This is a genomic window from Nostoc sp. NMS7 (assembly GCF_017115085.1).
Lineage (GTDB): Bacteria > Cyanobacteriota > Cyanobacteriia > Cyanobacteriales > Nostocaceae > Nostoc.
In genome coordinates this window covers 35,980-59,687 of record NZ_JABXKJ010000206.1, presented here as the reverse complement: position 1 = coordinate 59,687, position 23,708 = coordinate 35,980, and the positions used below count along the sequence as shown (strand labels likewise).

The window sequence follows — 23,708 nt, the reverse complement described above, 5'->3', positions numbered from 1 at the left end:
TACTCTTAATTAGTTCTATTTACTAACTTTTGCCCCATTTAGTCATTTTCATGACATTAAATAAGTGACAATTAGTAAACAAGCTAATAGATAGTTGATATCTGAAAAAATCGAGCTAAAAAGGGGTCAAACCCATACAGTGTACACACAACTTGAGTTGGGAATCTAATGGACGCAAAATAACAGAAAATTATTTTTCAAATTCTTGATTTGGCTGAGTTTTATATCAATAAGCTGGTACTATTGATAATACCCTGGCTCAACTCAAAACCATGCCTACTAAGGCTCGTATCTTCCCAGGTAAGGATTTTAGGACTTTTGTGTACAGTGTAGCCTTAAAAAGGGTGACTTAATTCCCTCCTTTTTAAGAAAGGTTAGGGAGGAGCAAGCCTTAACCAAGTGTATTGGAACTTATCGGAGTAGTATTTTTCCGACTCAGACATAAAAATATAATAATTTGAGGAACAGCAATGCTAGGAAATGAGGGGGAAAAAATACGCCATCTGTTGGTCATCCAAGACCTGGAAGGGGAACGAACTGTCCTCTTGCAAGAGACTACTTATTCTCTGGGGCGGCATCCCGCAAACACTATTGTCTTGGCTTCCCGGTCAGTATCAATGCAACATGCAATTTTATTGCGAGTAACTGTTCCAGAGACTGACCAATACGGCTTCCAGATTATTGATGGCAACTACAAGGGAAAAGCAAGTACTAATGGCTTATTTGTGAATGGCATTAAATGCTTTTCTCATAATCTCAGAAATGGAGATATCATTGCCTTTGGCAGTAATAAAGCTCAGGCTAAATATTATGCTGTTTCCGACATTTCTGAACAAGTCTTTTCAGAATCTGGCGATGTTGAAGACTTATCTGGTTTCCTATCAGACCAAGCCAGTCCTACTTATCCTTTTCAAACCTTAGCTATCGATCCTAACTTTGAAGCAGCTACTAAATCCACCCTAGCTCGCCTAGCATCCTTTCCTGAACTCATCCCCAATCCAATTGTTGAAATGGATTTCGAGGGAACAGTTACTTATCTTAATCCAGCTGCAACTCTCAAATTTCCCAAACTCAGGGAAGTTGGGACGCAACATCCGATCTTAACAGGACTATTGAGTGGAGTTAACAATCTAGAAAAAAAATCTTTTGTGCGAGAAGTGGAAGTAGGCGCAGAAGTTTTTGAACAATCCGTTCTCTACCTTCCTGAAAGTGATTTAATTAGAACTTTTATTATTAGGGATATTACAGAGCAAAAGCAAGCTACAGCTGAACTGCGCCAGCGCGATCGCTTACTACAAGCAGTTGCGGAAGCTGCCAATTATTTGCTCAGGGAAATCAATTACGAAACTGGTATTCATCGAGCTTTAGCTGTACTGGGCGAAGCTGCCAAGGTAGATCGTGCCTATCTCTTTCAGAACCATCCCCATCCTGTTACAGGGGAAATAGCAGTCAGCCTCCAGTTTGAATGGACGCACCCCTCGATTAAATCTACCCACCACCATTGGCAGAATCAGCTTTATGAAGCTTCTGGATTAGCCCGTTGGTACAGTGTTCTCTCTAGCGGCGAGTCGATTAACGGACTCACTCAAAATTTTCCTGTCACCGAACAAGAATTCCTGATTAGAGATGGGATTAAATCCCTTCTTCTGGTGCCTTTTCGCTTGGAAAATGAGTTTTGGGGATACCTTGGCTTGGCAGACTGCACTTTTGAGCGTCATTGGTCAACGCACGAAGAATCTACTCTTTTGACGATGGCCGCTAGTATCATTGGTACGCGGCAGCGTCAGCTAGTAGAAGAAAAGATTCGCTATCAAGCCCTCCATGACGTGCTGACAGGGTTGCCCAATCGCGTACTATTTAATGAGCTGCTCAGTAAAACCGTGCCTAATGCCACTCGGAATGGCGAAAGTTTAGCTGTAATCTTCCTTGACCTGGATCGTTTCAAGGTGATTAATGACACTCTGGGGCACACTCTGGGAGATCAATTATTACAAAGCGTCGCTCAAAGATTAAATGACTCACTCAGAGGCGGAGACACTATAGCCCGTTGGGGAGGCGATGAGTTCACTATCTTACTCCCGCGAGTCAATGATATTGAAGAAGTAACTCTGGTGGCGTACAGAATTTTACAAGCCTTAGAGGATGCTTTCTATCTCCAAGAGCATGAACTTTATGTGACTGCCAGCCTCGGTATTGCGTTGCTTGATAACAACAGTCCTGACGCCGAAACACTAATCCAGCACGCAGATGCCGCTTTGTATTACGCCAAGGACAAAGGGCGGAATAACTACCAATTCTACAGTGTTTCCCTAAGCGCTAAAAATCCTGAACTCCTGAGTTTAGAAAAGAGCTTGCGCTATGCCCTAGAACGCAAAGAATTTACGGTGTACTATCAGCCTCGTGTGAACATTGCCACAGAAGAAATTACTGGTACGGAGGCTCTGTTGCGTTGGCAGCACCCAGAGATGGGGTTGATTGCACCCAGTGTCTTCATTCCCCTCGCTGAAGAAAGTGGATTAATTGTCCCCATCGGTGAATGGGTGTTGCGGACAGCCTGTAGCCAAAATAAAACCTGGCAAGATGCCGGATTGCCACCCATAACGATCGCTGTTAATCTTTCTCTTAAACAGTTCCGTCAACCCAAATTGCTGGAGACTATAGCGGAAGTTTTAGAACAAACAGGGCTGGAGCCACGCTTTTTAGAATTAGAAATTACCGAAAGCACAGCCGTTGAAGATTTAGATTTTACCAGGAAGGTGTTAAAGGATCTACAGCAAATGGGTGTTTCCATCTCCATTGATGACTTTGGTACGGGTTATTCCTCGCTGTCGCGCCTCCAGCATTTGCCATGCCACAATCTGAAAATAGATAAGTCTTTTATTCAAGATTTGACGCAGGATGTGAAAGTAGCTTATATTATCAAGGCCATAGTTGGCATGGGACACAGCTTGGGATTCAAGTTGACAGCCGAAGGGGTAGAAAAACAAGAAGAACTGGAGTTTTTGAAATCTATCGACTGTGACGATGTACAGGGCTTTTTATTTTACCGCCCGGTTTCTGCAAAGCTGGCAACAGAAATCCTCGAAAGTAAACGGCCAACGCTCTAGTAGAAGGAAAAACTGTTTGTACCAGTGAGGATACAATAGCATTGAATGTCCTGCTGCCAAACTTTTCCGTCCTATGCTGCCAGTCATTTATTCCGACGAATTTTTAGATCACAAGACTGGAAAATACCATCCCGAAAAACCAGAACGCTTAAGGGCGATCGCTACTGCCCTAAAAGCAGCTAGATTCGCAGATAAAATTGTCTGGCAAAAGCCCACACCAGCATCATCACAACCATCACTGATGTCTGTGTTGCTGAAAGCGCATAGCCGGGAGTATATCAAAAAACTTTGGCAAATCGCCTCCAGTGGCGGCGGCCCTTTGGATGGAGATACGCCAGTTTCCCCGCGTAGTTATGATGTGGCATTGTTGGCAGTCAGTGCTTGGTTAGATGGAGTTGAGGCTGTGTTGAAGTCGGCTAATCCGGCTTTTGTATTGGCGCGTCCACCGGGACACCATGCAGAAAGTGATGCGGGGATGGGCTTTTGCCTATTTTCTAATGCAGCGATCGCCGCTTTATTTGCCCTAGAACAACCCGGAATCTACCGCGTCGCCATCCTTGATTGGGATGTGCATCACGGTAATGGTACTCAGGCGATCGTTGAAAGTGAAGCACGCATTGCCTACTGTTCCCTACATCAGTATCCATGCTATCCCGGTACTGGAAGATCGACAGAACGCGGCTTTCATAATAATGTCTTAAATTTACCTGTACCTCCTGGTAGTGATATTGCAGTATATCAGCCACTATTTGAAAGACAGGTTATACCGTTTTTAGCTAACTTTCAGGCAGATTTACTGATTGTGAGTGCTGGTTATGATGGCAATGCCGCAGATCCTTTGGCAAGTATCAATTTGCAGCCAGAAGACTACGGTTTATTTACTGATTATTGTCTAGGGGTAACTCGGAAAATTCTGTTTGGCTTAGAAGGTGGTTACGATTTTGAAACTCTTTCTCAATCAGTTGTAGCGACGATTGAACGTTGTTTACTTTAATAGGACTTACGCAAAACTACACGCGTAGGGGCAATACCCTGCGGTCAGCTAAAGCTACATGAATTGCCCCTACCTAAAAATCATTCTTTTCAGCTATTGTTTGCGTAAGTCCTGTTTAAGCTTTCCTTGTTTACCTGATTGCCCGACAAAATGTTCACACAAATGGGCAAAGGTTTCTGGCACTGGGAAGCAGAAGGGCAGTTGTAATAAGTGTTTCCCCTCTGCCATCAGTACTCACTGCCTTTTGATGTCAAGTTCATCAAATCTTCAGAAAGAAAAAGTTTAAGTCGGATCTGAAAGAGCTAAAGTTTTGTTAAGATGCAATTGCTAGCAGTTTCTCAGCGAAATTCACCTATCGGGGTGTGGAGAAATAAAAAGTACTAGCAGCACAAATTTCTCAAGGTGAAGCAATGACCACCTATATTTTTTTCGATGAAGCCCTACGAATGCTGACAAACGCCTATTTGATATCAGCAGTACTGTTAATAGCAGCTTCTGGCATAGGTTTGGCGGTAATTGAAACTATAGAAAAGACAGGAGAACGCTAAGTTTACAGATGGCAGTGTAGTTATTGCCAAAAACCATTGGGTGCAAGTGTTCGCTGTGAATAAATCTTGGGAACACTAAAGCATGAAAGTCTCATAGCGTTGCAGTCTTACCTGGAAATCTACCAAACATACAGGTAACTGTAGCGCTATTGAGACCCTAAGCAAGGAGTTACTACAATGGGTCTATTCGACGCTGTGTTGGGCAGTGAAAGCCAAACCCAAACAGCACTCAATCCAGAGGAAGCTTTTGCTGTCATTATCTTAATGGCAACAGCCTCAGACGGTTATCTTTCTGTTGAGCAAGCAAATTCTATCATTTCTGTGCTATCTCGGCTGGAACTTTTTAAAAGTTATACCCATGAGATGATGAATAGGCTGTTTGAGAAAATCTTGGGCATTCTCCAGGGTGAGGGCTTTAATGCTTTATTTAATGCAGCCAAAGATTCTCTATCTCAAGACTTGCGGGAAGCAGCCTTTGCAGTAGCTACCGATTTAGTCTTAGCTGAAGGAATTGTAGATCAAGAAGATAAAAACTTCTTAAATGATTTATGTCAAGCTTTAGGGGTTTCTAGGGAGATAGCAATCCAAATTGTGGAAGTAATCTTAATTAAAAACCGGGGATAGGGCGATAAAACATATCTCTAATTAAACTATACAAATAGCTTATAAACAAAGTGTGCCAAAGAAGCCTAACTCCTTTGGCACTATTTTTGGTGTTATTCTGACTAGACTGAGATTCCCGACTTTTTCGAGAACTCAGATCATGTCCGCCAAATTACCCATACATAATAAAAGAACCCCACCCCCAACCCCTAAGAGCAGGCTCTTATACTGTTTGACTTTAATTATGATACAAATACCTTAGTCGGGGCACGGCAATACCCATACGTGTCAACTTAATGTGAAAGCCAGTCTATAAGCAGCTTTTAAGATTGTCTCGTTAAGAGTCTCCGACTCTTAATGCTCGTCCTTGAGGCTCCGCCTCAAGACTTGCGGCAGAGCCGCAACGAGCAGCATTTCCAGCTTCTGGCTGGAAACGAGGTTTTAAAAGGGTTTTGGCTGAAGTTGACACCAATGGGCTTTTTCTGTGCCCCTATGCGAAATCTATATGTATCAGGGTTTTAGTGAAATGGTATTAGGGGAGCTAAAGTGCAGCTTTGGCTCTTTGGGGTTGCGGGTATTATGCTTAATTGCCCGGACATGATATCACAAATCTTGTTGTTCAATGCAGTATTGTGTCATAATCCGATTTTATAATTTGGAACTTTAAATTGTAAATTACTTATGCATTGTTCTGTCACCCTAACCCAACTGGTTGAAGTTATTTTGGCTCAGACTATAAACTTATCTGAAGCTGCTTTAACACAAGTAAGTAGCGGTATACAAACAGATAGCCGTACTATAAAATCGGGTGAAGTATTTCTAGCTTTACGAGGCGATAAGTTTGATGGACATGAATTTGTGCCAACTGCGATCGCAAAGGGTGCAATTGCTGCAATTGTAGATTTTGAATACGAAAATCCGGGATTTCCGATATTACAGGTAAAAGATACCCTGAAGGCATATCAACAAATTGGCAGATGGTGGCGCGATCGCTTTAACATTCCTGTAATTGGCGTCACAGGTTCGGTGGGCAAAACTACAACCAAAGAATTGATCGCCGCAGTTTTAGGGACAAAGGGACGAGTTCATAAAACTTATGAAAATTTTAACAATGAAATCGGTGTCCCGAAAACTCTCCTAGAACTTGGCGCAGAAGATGACTACGCCGTGATTGAAATGGCGATGCGGGGTAGAGGACAAATTGCCGAACTGACGCAAATAGCGCGTCCAACAATTGGAGTGATTACCAATGTGGGAACGGCGCATATTGAGTTACTGGGTTCGGAAGAAGCGATCGCTCAGGCAAAATGTGAGTTATTAGCCGAAATGTCTGCTGATAGCGTGGCAATTCTCAACTACGACAATCCCCTATTGATTACTACGGCGGCTTCAGTTTGGCACGGGGAAGTTTTGACTTACGGCTTTTCTGGTGGGGATATTCAAGGGCAATTAATTGATCACGAGACTGTGGAAGTTGCAGGAATGCAATTGCCTCTACCTCTACCTGGCCGTCACAATGCGACTAATTTCTTAGCAGCTTTAGCGGTGGCCAAGGTGTTGGGAATCGATTGGGCAAGCCTGAAAGCAGGTGTGATGGTAAATATGCCCACAGGACGATCGCAGCGATTTAATTTGTCCAATGATGTGGTAATCTTAGATGAAACTTATAATGCCGCACCGGAAGCAATGCTCGCAGCGTTGCAATTATTGGCAGACACACCCGGAAAGCGGAAGATTGCCGTGTTGGGTGCAATGAAAGAATTAGGAGAGCGATCACAGCAGTTGCACCAGCGAGTGGGAGAAACAGTGCGAAAGTTGAATTTAGACGGCTTGTTGGTTTTGGTAGATGGACAAGATGCCGAAGCGATCGCTCTTAGTGCCGAAGGTATCCCATCGGAATGCTTTGCAACTCATGCTGATTTGGTGGCTAGGTTGAAGACATTTGTGCAAGCAGGCGATCGTTTATTGTTCAAAGCCGCGCATTCTGTGGGATTAGATCGGGTAGTTAATCAGTTATGTGCAGAATTTCCCAAATGATACCACTAGAAACCCAATGTCTCAGACTGCGAGACTTTGTAGAATCAGATTGGCCAGGGGTTCATCAATATGCTAGCGATCGTGAAGTTGTGCGTTATTTGACCTTTGGCCCGAATAGTGAAGAAGATAGCAAACATTTTTTGCAAAGAGAGATTTCATTGCAAGGCGAAGAACCCCGTCAGCATTTTGCCTTAGCAGTAACTTTAAAAGCCCAAAAGCAATTAATTGGTATCTGTCGGATATCTGTTAAGGATACTGGTAACAAAATAGGCTCTATTGGATACTGTTTTACTAAGGAATTTTGGGGGCAAGGATATGCAACTGAAGCTGTAAAAGCAGTTGTATCATTTGGTTTTGAGGAGTTAGGCTTACATCGCATCTTTGCAACTTGTCACCCAGAAAACATTGCCTCAGCACGAGTTATGCAAAAAATTGGAATGCATCAGGAAGGATATTTGCGAGAACACCATTGGATTAAGGGAGAATGGCGAGACTCTTGGCTATATGCCATCCTTGAGCATGAATGGAGAGGCGTTAAATAATTCGTAATTCGTAATTCGTAATTAAGTTTTGTGACGGGGATTTAGACTCCGACCCAAAACTTGCCGATTATTGAACCGGGGGACTTAAACCCAGCGATCGCTCGTTGTCGAATTGACCATAATTTTTGCCTAAAGGTGTTTGTGGCACAAAATCAGATTCGGGGGGTGTTGTTTCTGACTCAGATTTAAGTTGTTCAACAAACTCCAAAACTTTTTGTTGCTTTTGGGGTGTGAGTTCTCGCCAGTGTTTAAGTAGTTCAACTTCATTACCCATAAGTACAACGCTCGTGAATGATTTTTCTATTTTAGTGGCAGAAGCCTTATTTCCTGTTCCTTGCTATAAAATTTTGCTGTGAGTTATAGTTTTTTACTTATCACATCCCATTTAGTTAAGCAGATAGGTAAACCATCATTAACTTTAATCTTCCTGCTATCGTTTATTTTCATCTCTGCTACTAAAGCCTCCGCAAACTATATGGTTTGGGGAGAACGTAATATTGAATCGGCTGGCTATAATGGGTCGGAGTCGAATATTACAACACTTGATCCACTGCTTATAGAACCTCACTGGGCAAATGGATTAACTGGTGTGAGTCAATACAATGGGATCGATCTCGAAGTAGGCCCAACAAAAGCTTGTGATACAGATTGTGGTTTACATCCATATGTATCTTGGACAGATGCAAATGGGAACGTAGGAGAAGTTGTCGCAACTGGTATTAACCTTACCGCAGATGCTTTTTTTACTTTCAAAACTTCATATGTTGGCAGTGGTAAATGGAGAGGTCAATTCTGCGATGACAATGGTTGTAGAACCTTGGGAACTCCTAATCTTTATTGGAGTCAATCGCTACCCTATGTCCAAGCAGGCGGTCGAGTCGATACTGATTATACCCAACTTGGACCTGTAACGCTTGACACTAATATATTTATTAAAGGTTATACAACTAATCGGTATATATGGTGCTACACCAGCACTTATACAAACTTGCCACCAACAAAAGTAGCCGTCTCATAGTGCCAGGGTGGTATCGGCTCTTGGCAAGTTCGTTTCCCCAATAGCTTCTGAATGCGATAGTTCAAGATATAAATCAGGAAGTAAAACAATGAAAAAAATACTTAAGTTAATCTTCTGTCTCCTGTTGGCAGGTGTAGGTATGGTAATGTTGAATAGGGTATTAATACTTAATAGCGCTATGGCTGAGAGCCAAAATGCGGTTCCCAACGCGAGTACCCCTTCTATGCCAAGTAATAGTTTCAACTTTATCCGACGCTCTTTGACTAGTGCATTACCGCAGCAGGTAGGACAAGTAGCACTTGATTATACACATACTCGATTTAAAACTTTAAGCGGAATCCCCAATGTAGTCGTTGTTCGTAAACCTACTACAAATGATTTTTCGGCCCTTGGTTTTCCGACAGAGGAATATGATCCTCAAGACAACCCACTAATGTTAGTTGTTCTCAAAGGTGACTTCGACGTTAGCAATATGCGTGGTCGTGCTAACTCGAAATGGCATACACGAGTTGCCTATATAGCTTATCTCTTTGACTTGCGTGCTGGTGTGCCAACACTCACACAAACATCGGCTAAAGTTGGTAGGCTTCCTGCTCTGAGGGCATGGGCTGTGGCGATCGCAAGTTCGATAAATTTAGCCTGATGCAATATCTGTGAATATTGCTCAACAAGTTGTTTGGCTTCGGGTAGTTTACCCATGCGGTATTTGGTGGCAATTTCCCAAGCAGAAGCACTACTGACAATAATGCGATTATCTGGGTTGCGAATGATGTCTCGGCAGTCAGTGTGGAGTTTTTGGTCGTCAAAGAGCCACCACAGCAGGATATGAGTGTCGATGAGGTAGCTCATTCCCATTGCTGGAGTTCATCTTCTGGCAGTGGTTCAAAGAAAGCATCGCCGAGTTGTCCTTTCAATAAACCAGGGGTGCGGGGTTGTGTACGTTCTTGACTTAAACCTAGCCGAAAGTAGTGAATTAGGTCATAAATTTCTGCTAGTTTGTCTTCAGGGATGTCTTGCAATTCTTGGACAATCTTCTGGATCAGCATAAGTCAAACTCTTCGCTGGTTGTTAATCAATAAGTTAGCAATATGCAACTACTTTGTTGCTCAATTGAGGAATAAAATATTTTTTATCGCTTTGCGCCTTGTCGTGAAACTTTCATCCCGTTAATCAGCAACCCTGAATTTTTACTATTCCTGTAAAACGGTCTTTGATACAATCCTAGTTTTCTTGAGGTCTGCTTCCGAAAGTTCTTCCCCAGCTTGCAGGCGAGTTGCTGAGGTTTGCAACACTGTCGCTGCACCTTTATCTCCGATTTGTAAAGCGGTTTTGGCTGCTGTTTGTAGCATTGTAGCTGCACCAGTGCGATCGCCTTCTTGCATCATTCCCATTGCTGGAGTTCATCTTCTGGTAGTGGTTCAAAGAAAGCATCGCCGAGTTGTCCTTTCAATAAACCAGGGGTGCGGGGTTGTGTACGTTCTTGACTTAAACCTAGTCGAAAGTAGTGAATTAGGTCATAAAGTTCTGCTAGTTTGTCTTCAGGGATGTCTTGCATGCAATTCTTGGACAATCTTTTGGATCAGCATAAATCAAATAAGTAACTTAAATTTATATTTAATCAGCCAAAAGGCAGATTGCTTTATTAAAACTTTATATTCAATAAGTCAAATGGCATTTGACTTATTGAATATGACCTTTAACTTACTCAAACCCCAGTTTACTTACTCATTTTGGTGTTTTCCGCAAGTCATCAGAGGTTTGACCTACTAAATTGGCTTATATACTTATTTATTTAAGTAATTCACGCATTTATTTTGGTGTATCGTTTATTTGCAGTTAATTAATTCTTTGTGTACCTTACCCATTGGGGAACCGCTATAATTCCTAAATAATCTTAATTAGAAATTTGCTTATAAAATTGATTGGTCTTCAACTGCACTTTGTTCATACTCAGTAATAATGCTCCTAATGTCATCTGCTGCCATATCAGCTTGTTCGGATTTACTATAAATAGTGAGCAGAATGATCCCCATTGCTGTTTTAATGTAATAAATCAGACGGTAGCCACCACTTTTACCTTTTTGAACATCGCTATTTCGGACTCGCAGCTTAAAAACTGCATAACCAATCCCAGATATTTGATCTCCAGGTAACTCCCCCCGTTCAAGTTGTTCAATTACGGGTTGTATATCATTACGAATACTCCGATATTTTTTGGCGAGGGTGCGTAGATTTCGGTTGAACGTTGGCGCGGTTTCAACTTGAATAAACGATTGCTCAGACATCTTCCAGTCCTTCCCAAAGTTGAGCCACGGGAATCGTTTGTCCCGTCATAGCTTCATGCCAAGCTTGACGAAAATCTTCTACAATCACTTCTTTAGATGGCTCATCTTCATCAATTTCTGTTGCTTCTGCGAGCAGGACAATTACTTCAACACGACTGTTCTTGTCAGTCATTAAGGGATGATCTAAAGTAAGTTGCCCATGCTCATCAATGGTTGCCATAACTTTAATTGCTTTCATGGGGACTCCAGATGAAGATATTCAGCAAGCCTTAATTTTTGCATCGTCTTACTTGAGCGATCGCAAAATGACATAAGCATGAGATTCAAAAAAGTTACTACTCCTGTAAAACAGTCTTTGATACAATCCTAGTTTTCTTGAGGTCTGCTTCGGAAAGTTCTTCTCCAGCTTGCAAGCGAGTGGCGGAAGTTTGCAACACTGTCGCCGCCCCTTTATCTCCGATTTGTAAAGCGGTTTTAGCAGCCGTTTGTAGCATCGTAGCTGCGCCAGTGCGATCGCCTTGTTGCAATTTCGCCTCAGCTAACTGGGTTTGGCGATACTTCGCTAATGCTAAAATAGATTGTTGCACCTGGGGATTTAACGCTGGCTGATATGCCTGCACCACATCTGCATACACTGGTACGAGGGGCGAAAGTAAACCTTGTTCGTTAACCAACGGGTCATCATAACGGATTTGCAGATGCGCGATCGCTTGTTCACCTTCTGGCAATTGTCCCAAATAAATGTTAGCCAAAACTACCCGTTCTACATCCTGCATCAAATCTCCCAAACGTACAGCAAAGCTACCATCAACTTCTGGTTCTATTGGTAACTCAATTGTGTCTGGGGCAACTTGGGCAATGGGTTTCAATTCTGCTAGTCGGACATTAGGCACTAGAGATAACAGCAAGTAAGCATTAGTTAACCCAATAGACTGAATCCGCCCAAACAAGCGGCTAAACTGATCTACAGCTTGTTCAGGACGTTCAATATGGGCTAAAGTCCCACCACCGACATCAGCAATTTTTTCTAGCAAATCCTGATTCCAGCTATTGCCAAATCCAAAAGTGTTGATAGTTAAGTTCAGCTTGGCAGCCTTTTGCGCGAGTTGAAGACAGCGCTTGTTATCATCTCGCCCAATATCCCACTTCCAAATTCGCAAACCGCTATCACCATGTCCATCTGTCAGCAGAAACGCCTGGGAAACAGCGCCTCTTGTCCCCTTCATCAGTTCTGTAATTCCCAATTCCAAACCCTCAGCAATTACAGTCCCGCCGCTAGCACTGAGTTTGCTTCTAATTTCAGATTTGATGCTTTCGGGGTCTTCGAGCAGTTGATTGGGGATAATGACTGACGCAGAACCGGAAAAAGCCACAACTGAGATGCGATCGCCTACTTTTAACCGATCGATTAATCCTTCCACTGCCTGAATCACCGTTTTAATTGGTTGTCCGTGCATGGAACCGCTTTTATCCAAAATCAAGCAGAGATTAAGGGGGAGATTTTGGTCAAACTCACCAGCCAAGGCAAAAATGGTCATTGCTAATTGACGTTGGCTACTTGTTTGAGCCACATCAACATTATTGTCATTTAACGCCGATAGCAATTTAACTTTCATGTAGGAGGAGTATCTTGCAAAACTGTTTTAGAGACCATCCGGGTTTTCTTGCGATCGCTTTCGGATAAATCTTGTCCAGCTTGCAAACTGGTGGCAGAATTTTGTAACACCGTCGCCGCCCCTTGATCTCCCATTTGTAGGGCAGTTTTAGCAGCTGTTTGTAACATCGTCGCTGCACCAGTGCGATCGCCCTGTTGCAATTTCGTCTCGGCTAACTGAGTTTGGCGATACTTAGCTAATGCTAAAATAGAGTGTTGCACCTGTGGATTGAGGTCTGCTTGATAATTTTTGACTACATGGGCATAAACTGGGATATTTGGTGTAAATAAACCTACCTGGTTGGCGGCTGGGTCATCGTAACGGACTTGCACATTAGCGATCGCTTGTTCACCTGTTGGCAATTGTCCCAAATAAATATTAGCTAAAATCACCCGTTCTGCATCTTTCATTAAATCTCCCAACCGCACAGAGAAACGTCCATCAGCTTCTTGTTGCAGTGGTAACTCAATTGTGTCTGGGGAAACTTGGGCAATCGGTTTGAGTTCTGCTAACCGGACATTGGGCATCAGGGAGAATAACAGATAAGCATTAGTCAATCCCACTGTTTGAATGCGCCTGAACAGGCGACTAAACTCCTCCACTACCTGATCGGCTTTTTGAATGTAAGATAAAGTACCCAAACCCGCATCAGCAATTTTTTCTAAAACATCTTGGTTCCAATTGTCACCAAATCCCAAAGTGTTCAAAGTCAAATTATAGCTAGCCGCTAATTCGGCGAATTTCAAACAGCGATTATTATCACCGTGTTCATTTTCCCCATCGGTTAACAGAAAGGCTTGGGAAACAGTATCTTTTTTGGCCTTTGCCAACTCTTCAATGCCCAAGCGTAGTCCTTCATCAATCGCAGTCCCACCATCGGCAGATAAGTGATTAATTAGCTGTTTGATTTTCTCTGGATTTTCGATGACTTGACTAGGTACTAAGACCTTGGCACGGTGATCGAAAACTACAATACTGAGGCGATCGCCACTGTTGAGTCTGTCTACCAGACGAATCGCTGCTTTTTTGACCGTTTCTAGCGATCGCCCGTGCATCGAACCACTATGATCGAGAATTAAGCATAAATTCAGGGGTACATTCCGGTCTAGAGCCTCTGCGATCGCAGAAATCGAAATTCCCAACTGACGTTGACTGTTCAGTTGATTCGCGTCCAAATTACCATCATTCAAGGCAGGCTGCAAACTAACCTTCATAACTCAAAGTCCTGATTACGGATATACATATTAAAAAATAACTTCAAAGCAACACTTTAGCTCTACGGAAAACTTATCCAAACACAAATACATTAATATAATCAGAATATCTTAGAAGCCAACCATTGGCAGATGTTAAGCCGCCTTAAGCATTAGGGAGAAATCCGCACCTTGAGTCAGGCTAGCATCGCGCTAGGATGTATTACAGTTAACGGCATATTTTCAGGCGATCAGTTGTTATGGACACTTCCCCAATCAAGGCTGTTCAAGCCCCATATTACGGCGATAACTTCTACCGGACACCGCCGCCAGATTTACCTTCCCTTTTGTTGAAGGAGCGAATTGTCTATATTGGGATGCCACTGGTGCCTGCTGTCACCGAATTAATCGTGGCTGAATTGCTGTTTTTGCAGTCCGACGACCCCGAAAAGCCAATTAAAATCTATATCAACTCCACCGGCACTTCCGGTTACAGTGGCGAACCCATTGGCTTTGAAACCGAAGCCTTCGCCATCTTTGACACGATGAAATATATCAAGCCTCCGATCCACACCATCTGCGTCGGTTCGGCGATGGGTATGGCAGCGATGCTTCTCAGTGCTGGTACAAAAGGTTGCCGCGCTAGTTTGCCTCACTCCTCGATTATTTTGCACCAACCCAAAAGTTACGCCCAAGGTCAAGCAACGGATATTCAAATTCGCGCTAGGGAAGTTTTGGTAAATAAAGGGGCGTTAGTTGATATCTTGCATCGCACCACCGGACAGCCGCCAGAAAAAATTATTAAAGATATGGATCGGCTGTTATATCTGACACCCTACCAAGCGAAAGAATACGGGCTGATTGACCGAGTTTTTGAGAAAGAAGAACTCGCAAATCCCCCACTTCCTGCCAGTGTCCTCTAAATTCAGTTAGGAGTTATGAGCGATGCCCTGAGCCTGCCGAAGGGTTATGAGTTATTTAATACTGCTCATTCCTAACTCTCCTACCGCCCTCAAATTATTAAAAACGGAGTAACGAAAATGCCTATAGGCGTTCCTAAAGTTCCTTACCGGATGCCCGGAGGACAATATACAGATTGGATTAGCATCTACGATCGCCTTTACCGGGAACGGATTATATTCTTGGGGCGAGATATTGATGATGAAATTGCCAATCAGATCATCGCTGTAATGCTGTATCTGGACTCAGATGATCCAGGTAAAGATATTTATATATACATCAATTCCCCCGGTGGGATGGTTACATCTGGCATGGCTATTTTCGACACCATGCAACATATCAAATCAGATGTCGTGACTATTTGCGTAGGTTTAGCGGCTTCAATGGGGTCTTTCCTGCTGGCAGCTGGCACCAAAGGCAAACGGCTAGCATTACCTCACTCACGGATTATGATTCACCAGCCTTCAGGTGGCACCCGTGGACAAGCAAGCGATATCGAAATTGAAGCTAAAGAGATTCTGCGGATTCGTCACGAGCTGAATGGGATTTATGCTGATAAAACAGGTCAGACCATAGCAAAGATTGAAAAAGATATGGATCGCGACTTTTTCATGTCTGCCGAGGAAGCAAAAGAATACGGTTTAATTGACCGTGTGATTGAAGAAAGAAGCTCGGTAATAGTAGGGGAGTAGGCAATAGGGAGTAGGGAGTAGGGCGGAAGAGGAAGTAGGGGAAGAATTCTAACTCCTAACTCCTGTACAGACGCGATTAATCGCGTCTCTCCTAACTCCTGTACAGACGCGATTAATCGCGTCTCTCCTAACTCCCCTCCATAAACAAACTGTCAACATTGAACTTTAAAATAGCAAATTAGCCCTTATTATTAATGGTTTAGGCTGGAAGCAAATAGCTGATAGCCTTTAGCTGGATATTCGATAGCTCATAGCTCAAGATGGATCTGGGAGATTGCTACCGTTTATTGGGTTTAAGGTCGGGAGCCTCTTTTGCCGACATCAAAGCGTCTTACCGACGACTGGCGCAGCAATATCATCCCGATATCAACCCAGATGACAACAAAGCCAAAGATAAGTTTATTGCCTTGACAGAGGCTTACAAACTCCTGCTGACGGTAGTACTGCCAGAGGAAAGTGCTGAACATTCAACCCAGGTGTCAACATCTGGGCGTGATGACGCTAAGGCAACGCAGTGGCAGAAAACACCAGTAACAACGGTGACAAGCCAACAACTAGGAAAACTAAAGCCGCCTAATCTATTGGAAATAGAAGAACGGCTAAAGTGGAAGACTTATGAGCAATTGCAACGATTTTTGCAAGAAAGGCGATTTCCTCAAGCGATCGCCCTGGCGGAAGCTTTAGTAGCTCGTTTATCAACAGATGCAGAAGTCCGCCAATGGCTAGCGATCGCTTATCAAATTTGGGGACAGGCGCTAATTACCGAAAATCAGCTGCTCAAAGCCAGAATTTATCTCAAAAAAGCTTTGAAAACAGACCCCCATAATAAAACTCTCTGGTATGAAGTGCAACGCGATTTCCAACGCTTGGAACAAATTTTTTAAGGATTATACAAACTATTTATAGGGGTACAGCGCAGAAGCCCCACGCCATAATTTTTGATTTGGTGGTAGTTCACATTATCTTCAATCAAAATCGTTCGACTGAGCATCTCGACTTACTTCGACTGCGTTCAGCACAAGTTGCTCGATGGAACCGTAACCGTAATCCTTTGGAGAAGCAAGCTACGCGTAGCGTTCCGCAGGAAAGTCGAAAATCCAAAATTGGTACGATCATCGTGGCCATCCGCGCAACACTGCTCCTAATGTAGCGATTCCCTCAACAATCTTCTGTGTTGTTTGAAAACTAAAAGCTAACCTGATGGCATCATCTCCCTGTCCATTGGCGTAGCAGCGAGTCCCTGGCAGAAAACTGACGCCATGTTCACTGGCCTCGGCTAGGAGTGCTTTGGCGCTGATGTCTGGCGGCAATTTACACCAAACGAAAAAGCCGCCACCTGGTCGTAAGGCAACGATATCACTGGGAAACTCTTGAGCGATCGCTTCTAACAACAAATTACACTTATGCTTGTAGCAGGCGATTAGCTGCTGAATGTGATTATCTAGTTTCCCTGTGGCACAGTAGCGAGCGACCACATGGCTGATAAATGGCCCCACAGGCCCCTCACTTTTGAACATTGCCAGCCGGTCAATAATCGCTGGATCGCCACAAGCCCAGCCCAACCTTATACCAGGCGCAATAATTTTCGAGAAGGTACTCACATATAATACCCACCCATCCTTGTCGAGGGTTGCCAAGGGTGGCACAGTTTCCCCTTGGAAGCGCAAATCGCTGTAAGCATCGTCTTCCACCACTACGACGCCATACTCAGCCGCTAACGCTACCAGTTTTTGGCGGCGAAATAACGGCATAGTAGAGCCTGTAGGATTGTGAAAGGTCGGGATGGTGTAAATAAACCGGGGTCGAATGCCCTGTTTCTTCAAGTCGCTTAATGTTACTTCTAAGGCATCTACATCCATCCCCAACTCATCCACAGGAATAGTAATCAGGTGTGCGCCAGCCTGGACAAATCTATTAACTACTCCCAAGAAGGTTGGACTTTCCACGATTACCACCTCACCAGGTTCGACAAATACATCTGGTAGCAAGCCGAGAATCTGACTAGAACCGTAGCCAATGATCAAGCGATCGCGATCGGCAGCGATTCCTTTAGCCTGCAAGCGGAGAATAATTTGCTCATATAGTTGATCTGAAGGTGGCCCGTAATTGAGGGCGATCGGAGCCTCTTCTGCTAGCACAGCCGCACTTGCAGCAGCCAAATCAGTATGGGGAAAGAAAATTGGGTCAGCTAGACCGTAGGTAAAGCTCACAGTGGCGATTTTGGTTAACTCTGTACCGTAAGTTAGTGGTGCTAGGTTTCTAGCTCGTTCGGCGAACAAATCACTAATTCGGTAAGCAGAAGTGGTAGGAGCCATAAGTAGTTCAAAATTGAGAGTCAAAACACAAAACACACAACAAGGCAATTAGCTAAAAGTCAGATCGGAGCAAGCCTCTAATCTGTTAGCAAAGCAGGAGTGTCACTTTTCAAGAGAGTGGGGGTCTTAAACTTTCATCATGAGCCAGAATCCACTATGAATTCTGGTTTTTGACGAATGTATTCTTTCCAGGACTTACGCAAAAAGCCAGTGAAAGCCTTGATTTACCGTAGGGGCAATTCATGAATTGCCCCTACATTTCGTACTTGATGCGTAAGTCCTACTTTCTTATAACATCATTACAAGTATCGTGAATATTGACTGATAGAACGGAATTACTAGAGTGAAATTAATTAACTTCAATTGGCAGCAGCTAATTCTAGGCTTAGGCTGTCTGCTACTAATGATTGCCTGTAAAAGTTTCTATCCCACTACTAACTCAGATGTTAAACCTCTCAAGGTGGCGACAGACCCCACCTTTGTCCCTTTTGAAATCCAAACGGCTAGCGGGAACTTGGAAGGTTTTGATATTGATTTGATGGTGCGAATCGTTGGCTAGAAACTAAGACCCATTAGGGTTTGGAGGATTAGCCTCAAGGTACAGAACCTTGATAACTGAATGACCATGTAGGTGAGAGCCAGTATCCTAGAACCCTTAAATCCTACCCCGTAGGTGCAACGGTGAAAGCATCACCCCCAGGTTTGAGACTAGCCATCAAAGCCTGAAGCGGGGTGAAAAGGTGTTATTACTGACAGCCTAAGTCGGTAAGCACCGAGCAAAGTACCCATGAGTAAAGCCTCGGCTTGAAGATGCGTTTGAATCGTCGTTACAATAAACCAGCGAAATAAGGCTTAATGCGCTGGAACCAAAAGGTACAGGATATGGAGTTGGCAAGTTATCTATTGACCAACAAGCACTTCCTATAAACCCGGCGAATAGCATCACTCTAAAAGTACACAGTATGGTCATTCGGAACGAGATAACCTCTCGACTGTTCTCAGGTGGTCGAATCCCTGAGTAGGTGCTAACCGTATGCAGCGAGTAGGGGAGATTAAGTCAAAAGCGAATGTCTGGGGTAATGCCCAGAATATGCAGACAGACTTACGGTGATTTGGATGATAAAGACTCAAGTAATGAGTATATATGTCTAATACAGAGTCTCAAAAACTGATGGTGGAATGGCACTCTATTAACTGGCGAAAGCTAGAACGTAGCGTGTATAAGCTCCAAAAGAGAATTTATCAAGCCTCTGCCCGTGGTGATGTGAAAGCATATCGCAGACTCCAAAAGACGCTGATGAAGTCATGGTCAGCAAGAGCTTTAGCGGTTCGTAGAGTTACCCAGGACAACCAGGGGAAAAAGACGGCTGGCGTAGACGGCGTTAAATCGCTAACTCCAAAGCAACGTGTAGAACTCACTGGTAACTTAAACCTGGGTACAAAGGTCAGCCCAACTAGGCGGGTATGGATTCCTAAGCCTGGAACGGAAGAGAAGCGACCTCTGGGAATACCTACAATGAAAGACCGAGCCTTGCAAGCGCTGGTCAAACTGGCACTAGAGCCAGAATGGGAAGCGCGATTTGAGCCTAACTCATACGGGTTCAGAACCGGACGCTCATGCCAAGATGCGATTGAAGCAATTTTTCTGGCAATTAGGGCTAAACCTAAATTCTTGCTAGATGCCGACATATCAAAATGTTTTGACCGCATCAACCAGGAAGCACTGCTAAGAAAATTAAATACATCCCCCACCATTCGCCGACAAATTCGAGCATGGTTAAAAGCGGGGGTGATGGACGGTAAGCAGTTGTTTCCCACATCTCAAGGTACGCCACAGGGCGGGGTCATTTCCCCGTTACTAGCAAATATAGCCTTGCACGGAATGGAAGAACGGATTAAACAATTCGCCGATACCTTACCTAGAAAAAACGGATCAAGTAAACGGGATAACCGTAGAAGCCTAAGTTTAATCCGATATGCCGATGACTTCGTAATTCTCCACGAAGACTTAACCGTTGTCCAAAGGTGCAGAGAGATAATCTCTGAATGGTTGAATAGCATGGGTTTGGAATTAAAACCAAGCAAAACGAGGCTTGCTCACACCCTCAACTAGCATGAGCAAGAAAAACCAGGATTTAACTTTCTTGGTTTTACGATACAACAATTTCCCGTAGGAAAGTATCATTCAAAGCAAGGTTTTAAGACAATCATCACCCCAAACAAGCAGAAGCAAAAGGTACATTACGAACAAATCGCCAGTGTTATTGAAGCTCATAAGGCAGCACCGCAAGCGGCGCTAATCAGCCAGTTAAACCCAATTATTAGGGGATGGGCTAACTACTATGCGACTGTGGTAAGTAAGGTTGCTTACTCAGATATCGATGACCTCACGTACCAAAAGTTAAGAGCTTGGGCAAAACGCCGCCACCCCAAAAAGAATGGGGAATGGGTGTCAAAAAGGTATTGGCAATCCATAGGCGGTGATAACTGGGTATTCGCAACCAGGAAGGAAGGTTTAACCCCACTTCGGTTAATAAATCATGCCAACACCCCGATAGTGCGTCATGTGAAAGTTAAAGGCGAATCGTCACCATACGACGGAAATCTGGTTTATTGGAGTTCAAGAATGGGTAAAAACCCCGAAATGCCAACCAGAGTAGCACTACTCCTGAAAAGGCAAAAAGGGAAATGTACTCACTGCGGTTTGTTCTTCCGTGAAAACGATGTGATGGAAGTTGACCACACCATCCCAAAATCAAAAGGTGGAAAGGATGAGTATAAAAATCTTCAACTTCTTCACCGACATTGCCACGACACAAAGACAGCCAATGATGGCAGTCCTGGCACAAAATCCGGTTGCAATAGTGCCGAGCCTAAGCCCACTAGAAAACTTGAAAAAGTCGCGGATAAATGGGTAATGAGGTATGCGTGACAAGCACCAAACCATTGAGGAGCCGGATGAGGTGAAAATCTCACGTCCGGTTTTGAAGACCAACGGGGTTGGTGACAACCTCGTTGAGTTTAATATCGGACTAAGGTACTTATGAAAAAGTAATATTAATTAGTACATTTGTTAAAAACGAATGCAGTGCAATTACGTATAATAGTCAGATATTTAACTCAGGAAACTTTAAAGGAAAATACAAATCCTTAATAATCTCAGCGCTAGTGAAGTAAGCTATTACTAGATTTGCTAGGGATAGCCAAGCACTTCTTTTTTATTTAGCCATGTCTTTAACTAAAAGTGTCAAAAAAGATAAAATTCTCGTTGTCGATGATGTTTTTGACAATTTACTAGTCTTAGAAGCAGTCCTAGAAGATGAGGACTATGAGATTAACTTGGTGGAAGATAGCAAAATTGCTCTGAGTATGGTTGAGGAGTCGCCGCCAGACTTAATTCTCTTAGATGTGATGATGCCGGAGATAGATGGCTATGAATTCACTCGACGCATCCGACAGAATCAGGCGTTGCCATTTATCCCCATTTTGCTGCTCACGGCTCACTATGAGTCTAGCGTTGTTGAAGGACTTGATGCGGGTGCAGATGACTTTATTCGTAAACCATTCGATCCTGATGAACTACATGCACGAGTGCGATCGCTCCTGCGCCTCAAGCATAGTATCGACGAACGAGATCAGATGGCTAACCTCCGGGCAGATTTTGTCTCGCGTTTTACTCACGATTTACGCATACCTCTAGTAGCCTCCAACCGCGTATTAAAATTATTGCTGTCAGGCAGGTTTTGCGAAGTTTCGCCACAATTGGAAGAAATAATTGATACCATGATTGGCAGTAATCAAGACCTGCTGGAAATGGTAAATACCTTGTTAGAAGTTTATCGTCATGAAGCAGGCTGTAAAACCTTAAAAATTTCTCGCTGCAATATTCAAGAATTAGTTAGTGAAGTTTCCCAAGAATTAACTCCTTTAGCTGAAGAAAAAGAATTGGTTGTAAACCTTGATACAGGTAAAACTGTAATCAGCATCATGGGCGATCGCGTAGAACTGCGGCGAGTTTTGACAAATCTTATCGGCAATGCGATCAAATTTACAGACAAAGGTTCTGTATATATTCGCTGCTATCTCACTCCGGTAGCTGTGACTATTGATATCCAAGATACGGGATCGGGAATTTCTAAACAAGACCAGACAATATTATTCGAGCGATTTCGCCAAGGTAAACACCAGCGTTCTGGTAGTGGTTTGGGACTATATCTATCTCGCTGCATTATTGAAGCACATCAAGGCACAATCAATGTGACATCTGAACCAGGCAAAGGTAGTACATTCACTATACGTCTACCTGTAGCTGGTGAAAACTAAAAGTAGGGATTCATATTCACAGCAAGGTTTTCAAACTTTGTGTGGGAGTAAAATGTGTCTTCGCTACTTTTAGCCCTAAAAGCAGTAACCAGCAGCAAATTTGACCCCAGACTGCAATGCCAGTATGTTTCCCCTTACATCTTTGTTGTGTAATCGGCTATAAGTAAAAATATGACAGAAGAATGCAGAAACCCTCGCCTCTTTCTGCCAGTTATTCTGCCAAAAGGTTTTTTATGCATACACAAGTGATCGCCTCGGTGATGAAAAAGAATATAGACAATGAAGTACTTATTTCTAGTTTGGGTGCTTATACTCTCTTTAGTCGCTCCTAGTGCAGCGATCGCTCAAGTAAAACAGCCCTACACTTTAATATCTGGACTTGGCACAATTCACCATCCAGTTTCTACTTCTAATCCCCAAGCGCAAGAGTTTTTCGATCAGGGATTAAATTTGATTTACGCTTTCAATCATGATGAGGCGGTGCGTTCTTTTCAATACACTGCCAAACTTGATCCACATCTAGCGATCGCATATTGGGGTATTGCTCTAGCTCTGGGGCCTAATATTAACTTAGAAATAGACCCCAACCAGGAATTAGCTGCTTACCAAGCGGTACAACAAGCTTTGGCACTTTCTACCCAAGAACAAGACTACATTACCGCCTTAGCAAAACGTTACTCCCAAGATCCCGATGCGGACTTGTATCAACTAGCGCTTTACTACGCAAAAGCAATGGCAACCCTAGTCAAGCGCTATCCTGATGATTTGGACGCGGCGATGCTTTACGCTGAAAGCTTGATTGGATCTGCCTTCCCATATTTATTTTCGTGTGGGAGATTATGAAGGGGCAATGCAGGCAAATAAGCAGGCGATCGCAGCCACCGACAAACTTGAAGATGCAGCAAGCGAAAGTCGGGCATTACTGGCCGCCAAACAGGTAATTTCCACCGAAGCAACCATTGGATTCAGTCCCACCAGTCGCATTTTAGACATTGCCTCAAAAGTTCTAGATGCCAAAATTGCTAGAGGAAAGCATAATTATGAGTCTGCTATTCAATTACTAGAAAAAGCGGTTGCACTAGAAGATACCCTCAATTACGTGGAACCACTAGACTGGTATTTTCCCCCGCGGGAATCTTTGGGCGCTGTGCTTTTGGCTAAGGGCGACTATAGAGAGGCCGAGAAAGTCTTTCGTGCTGATCTAAAAAAATATCCCCATAATGGGCGTTCTCTATTTGGCTTGCAAGCAAGTTTGCAGGCACTGGGCAAAGATCAGGCTGCTCAAGTTGTCAAAGCCGAATTGGAAACGGCTTGGAAAGGTGATGAACAGCATTTGAATTTTGAATTTTGAATTGTTGCCTGACTTTGCCTTTCATATTAAAATTTGGAAGTAATGCTTCATGGTTAATGCAGTTAAACTTTCAATTCGGATATTA

General features: G+C 43.5%; 26 protein-coding genes and 2 pseudogenes. 16 read left to right on the top strand and 12 right to left on the bottom strand.

What is annotated here, in order from left to right; genetic code table 11:
* Positions 1–470 precede the first annotated feature (470 nt).
* Positions 471–3,107, top strand: coding sequence for an EAL domain-containing protein (locus tag HWQ38_RS23465; RefSeq protein ID WP_292798394.1), 2,637 nt, complete (start codon positions 471–473; stop codon positions 3,105–3,107).
* A gap of 73 nt (positions 3,108–3,180) precedes the next feature.
* Positions 3,181–4,101, top strand: coding sequence for a histone deacetylase (locus HWQ38_RS23460; RefSeq protein WP_292798392.1), 921 nt, complete (start codon positions 3,181–3,183; stop codon positions 4,099–4,101).
* Positions 4,102–4,194: 93 nt separating this feature from the next.
* Here HWQ38_RS23460 and HWQ38_RS23455 read toward each other — a convergent pair whose 3' ends face one another.
* Entirely contained in the window at positions 4,195–4,329 is a 135-nt protein-coding gene (locus tag HWQ38_RS23455; RefSeq protein WP_292798390.1) for a hypothetical protein, read from the bottom strand.
* 182 nt (positions 4,330–4,511) lie between these two features.
* On the opposite strand from HWQ38_RS23455, the gene HWQ38_RS23450 reads away from it, so the two are divergent.
* Positions 4,512–4,649, top strand: coding sequence for a hypothetical protein (locus HWQ38_RS23450; protein WP_292798388.1), 138 nt, complete (start codon positions 4,512–4,514; stop codon positions 4,647–4,649).
* A gap of 177 nt (positions 4,650–4,826) precedes the next feature.
* The gene (locus tag HWQ38_RS23445; protein WP_292798386.1) at positions 4,827–5,273 is read left to right on the top strand and encodes a tellurite resistance TerB family protein; all 447 of its coding nucleotides are present in this window, start codon (positions 4,827–4,829) and stop codon (positions 5,271–5,273) included.
* A gap of 316 nt (positions 5,274–5,589) precedes the next feature.
* On the opposite strand, the gene HWQ38_RS23440 is transcribed toward HWQ38_RS23445, so the two are convergent.
* Positions 5,590–5,724 (bottom strand): hypothetical protein, encoded by a 135-nt coding sequence (locus HWQ38_RS23440; RefSeq protein WP_292798384.1) that lies wholly within the window; start codon positions 5,722–5,724, stop codon positions 5,590–5,592.
* 209 nt (positions 5,725–5,933) lie between these two features.
* On the opposite strand from HWQ38_RS23440, the gene murF reads away from it, so the two are divergent.
* Positions 5,934–7,289 (top strand): UDP-N-acetylmuramoyl-tripeptide--D-alanyl-D-alanine ligase, encoded by a 1,356-nt coding sequence (gene murF, locus HWQ38_RS23435; RefSeq protein ID WP_292798382.1) that lies wholly within the window; start codon positions 5,934–5,936, stop codon positions 7,287–7,289.
* Positions 7,286–7,831: a GNAT family N-acetyltransferase gene (locus HWQ38_RS23430; protein WP_292798380.1), complete on the top strand. Its 546-nt coding sequence runs from the start codon at positions 7,286–7,288 to the stop codon at positions 7,829–7,831. The genes murF and HWQ38_RS23430 overlap by 4 nt, the downstream gene beginning before the upstream one ends.
* A gap of 67 nt (positions 7,832–7,898) precedes the next feature.
* Here HWQ38_RS23430 and HWQ38_RS23425 read toward each other — a convergent pair whose 3' ends face one another.
* Positions 7,899–8,105 carry a hypothetical protein gene (locus HWQ38_RS23425; protein ID WP_292798378.1) on the bottom strand — a complete coding sequence of 69 codons (207 nt, stop codon included), beginning with the start codon at positions 8,103–8,105 and terminating at the stop codon, positions 7,899–7,901.
* Positions 8,106–8,183: 78 nt separating this feature from the next.
* On the opposite strand from HWQ38_RS23425, the gene HWQ38_RS23420 reads away from it, so the two are divergent.
* Positions 8,184–8,849, top strand: a complete 666-nt coding sequence (locus HWQ38_RS23420) for a hypothetical protein (protein ID WP_292798376.1) — start codon at positions 8,184–8,186, stop codon at positions 8,847–8,849.
* A gap of 522 nt (positions 8,850–9,371) precedes the next feature.
* On the opposite strand, the gene HWQ38_RS23415 is transcribed toward HWQ38_RS23420, so the two are convergent.
* From HWQ38_RS23415 to HWQ38_RS23380, 8 genes and pseudogenes are all read right to left on the bottom strand, one after another.
* The gene (locus HWQ38_RS23415) at positions 9,372–9,704 is read right to left on the bottom strand and encodes a type II toxin-antitoxin system VapC family toxin (RefSeq protein ID WP_292798374.1); all 333 of its coding nucleotides are present in this window, start codon (positions 9,702–9,704) and stop codon (positions 9,372–9,374) included.
* The gene (locus tag HWQ38_RS23410) at positions 9,695–9,895 is read right to left on the bottom strand and encodes a hypothetical protein (RefSeq protein ID WP_069072488.1); all 201 of its coding nucleotides are present in this window, start codon (positions 9,893–9,895) and stop codon (positions 9,695–9,697) included. The genes HWQ38_RS23415 and HWQ38_RS23410 overlap by 10 nt, the downstream gene beginning before the upstream one ends.
* 144 nt (positions 9,896–10,039) lie before the next feature.
* Positions 10,040–10,231: pseudogene (locus tag HWQ38_RS23405) on the bottom strand (hypothetical protein); the annotation flags it as partial.
* Positions 10,231–10,435, bottom strand: a pseudogene (locus HWQ38_RS23400) (hypothetical protein). The pseudogenes HWQ38_RS23405 and HWQ38_RS23400, both read right to left, overlap by 1 nt.
* 324 nt (positions 10,436–10,759) lie before the next feature.
* Positions 10,760–11,134 (bottom strand): type II toxin-antitoxin system RelE/ParE family toxin, encoded by a 375-nt coding sequence (locus tag HWQ38_RS23395; protein ID WP_292798368.1) that lies wholly within the window; start codon positions 11,132–11,134, stop codon positions 10,760–10,762.
* A complete protein-coding gene (locus tag HWQ38_RS23390; RefSeq protein WP_292798366.1) occupies positions 11,127–11,372 on the bottom strand; it encodes a hypothetical protein in 246 nt (81 codons plus the stop codon). Before HWQ38_RS23390 ends, HWQ38_RS23395 begins: the two co-directional genes overlap by 8 nt.
* A gap of 97 nt (positions 11,373–11,469) precedes the next feature.
* Positions 11,470–12,750, bottom strand: a complete 1,281-nt coding sequence (locus tag HWQ38_RS23385; RefSeq protein ID WP_292798365.1) for a VWA domain-containing protein — start codon at positions 12,748–12,750, stop codon at positions 11,470–11,472.
* Entirely contained in the window at positions 12,747–14,003 is a 1,257-nt protein-coding gene (locus tag HWQ38_RS23380; protein ID WP_292798363.1) for a VWA domain-containing protein, read from the bottom strand. The genes HWQ38_RS23385 and HWQ38_RS23380 overlap by 4 nt, the downstream gene beginning before the upstream one ends.
* Before the next feature lie 239 nt (positions 14,004–14,242).
* On the opposite strand from HWQ38_RS23380, the gene HWQ38_RS23375 reads away from it, so the two are divergent.
* From HWQ38_RS23375 to HWQ38_RS23365, 3 genes are all read left to right on the top strand, one after another.
* Positions 14,243–14,905: an ATP-dependent Clp protease proteolytic subunit gene (locus tag HWQ38_RS23375; protein WP_292798361.1), complete on the top strand. Its 663-nt coding sequence runs from the start codon at positions 14,243–14,245 to the stop codon at positions 14,903–14,905.
* A gap of 117 nt (positions 14,906–15,022) precedes the next feature.
* Entirely contained in the window at positions 15,023–15,634 is a 612-nt protein-coding gene (locus HWQ38_RS23370) for an ATP-dependent Clp protease proteolytic subunit (protein WP_292798359.1), read from the top strand.
* 260 nt (positions 15,635–15,894) lie between these two features.
* Positions 15,895–16,518 carry a J domain-containing protein gene (locus HWQ38_RS23365; RefSeq protein WP_292798357.1) on the top strand — a complete coding sequence of 208 codons (624 nt, stop codon included), beginning with the start codon at positions 15,895–15,897 and terminating at the stop codon, positions 16,516–16,518.
* A gap of 228 nt (positions 16,519–16,746) precedes the next feature.
* Here the strand turns inward: HWQ38_RS23365 and HWQ38_RS23360 are convergent, their stop codons facing one another.
* Complete coding sequence (locus tag HWQ38_RS23360; RefSeq protein ID WP_292798355.1) at positions 16,747–17,949, bottom strand: PLP-dependent aminotransferase family protein; 1,203 nt, start codon at positions 17,947–17,949, stop codon at positions 16,747–16,749.
* A gap of 343 nt (positions 17,950–18,292) precedes the next feature.
* On the opposite strand from HWQ38_RS23360, the gene HWQ38_RS23355 reads away from it, so the two are divergent.
* The 6 genes from HWQ38_RS23355 to HWQ38_RS23330 all read left to right on the top strand — a co-directional run bounded on the left by HWQ38_RS23355 (position 18,293) and on the right by HWQ38_RS23330 (position 23,623).
* On the top strand, positions 18,293–18,508 hold the full coding sequence (locus tag HWQ38_RS23355; protein WP_292798353.1) for a transporter substrate-binding domain-containing protein: 216 nt from the start codon (positions 18,293–18,295) through the stop codon (positions 18,506–18,508).
* A 585-nt stretch (positions 18,509–19,093) separates the two neighbouring features.
* The gene (locus HWQ38_RS23350) at positions 19,094–20,062 is read left to right on the top strand and encodes a reverse transcriptase domain-containing protein (protein ID WP_292798351.1); all 969 of its coding nucleotides are present in this window, start codon (positions 19,094–19,096) and stop codon (positions 20,060–20,062) included.
* 42 nt (positions 20,063–20,104) lie between these two features.
* Positions 20,105–20,881, top strand: coding sequence for a group II intron maturase-specific domain-containing protein (locus HWQ38_RS23345; RefSeq protein WP_366933337.1), 777 nt, complete (start codon positions 20,105–20,107; stop codon positions 20,879–20,881).
* A 296-nt stretch (positions 20,882–21,177) separates the two neighbouring features.
* On the top strand, positions 21,178–22,272 hold the full coding sequence (locus tag HWQ38_RS23340; protein WP_292798349.1) for a hybrid sensor histidine kinase/response regulator: 1,095 nt from the start codon (positions 21,178–21,180) through the stop codon (positions 22,270–22,272).
* A 279-nt stretch (positions 22,273–22,551) separates the two neighbouring features.
* Positions 22,552–23,115, top strand: a complete 564-nt coding sequence (locus HWQ38_RS23335) for a hypothetical protein (protein ID WP_292798347.1) — start codon at positions 22,552–22,554, stop codon at positions 23,113–23,115.
* A 7-nt stretch (positions 23,116–23,122) separates the two neighbouring features.
* Complete coding sequence (locus tag HWQ38_RS23330) at positions 23,123–23,623, top strand: hypothetical protein (RefSeq protein ID WP_292798345.1); 501 nt, start codon at positions 23,123–23,125, stop codon at positions 23,621–23,623.
* The last annotated feature ends 85 nt before the right edge of the window (positions 23,624–23,708 follow it).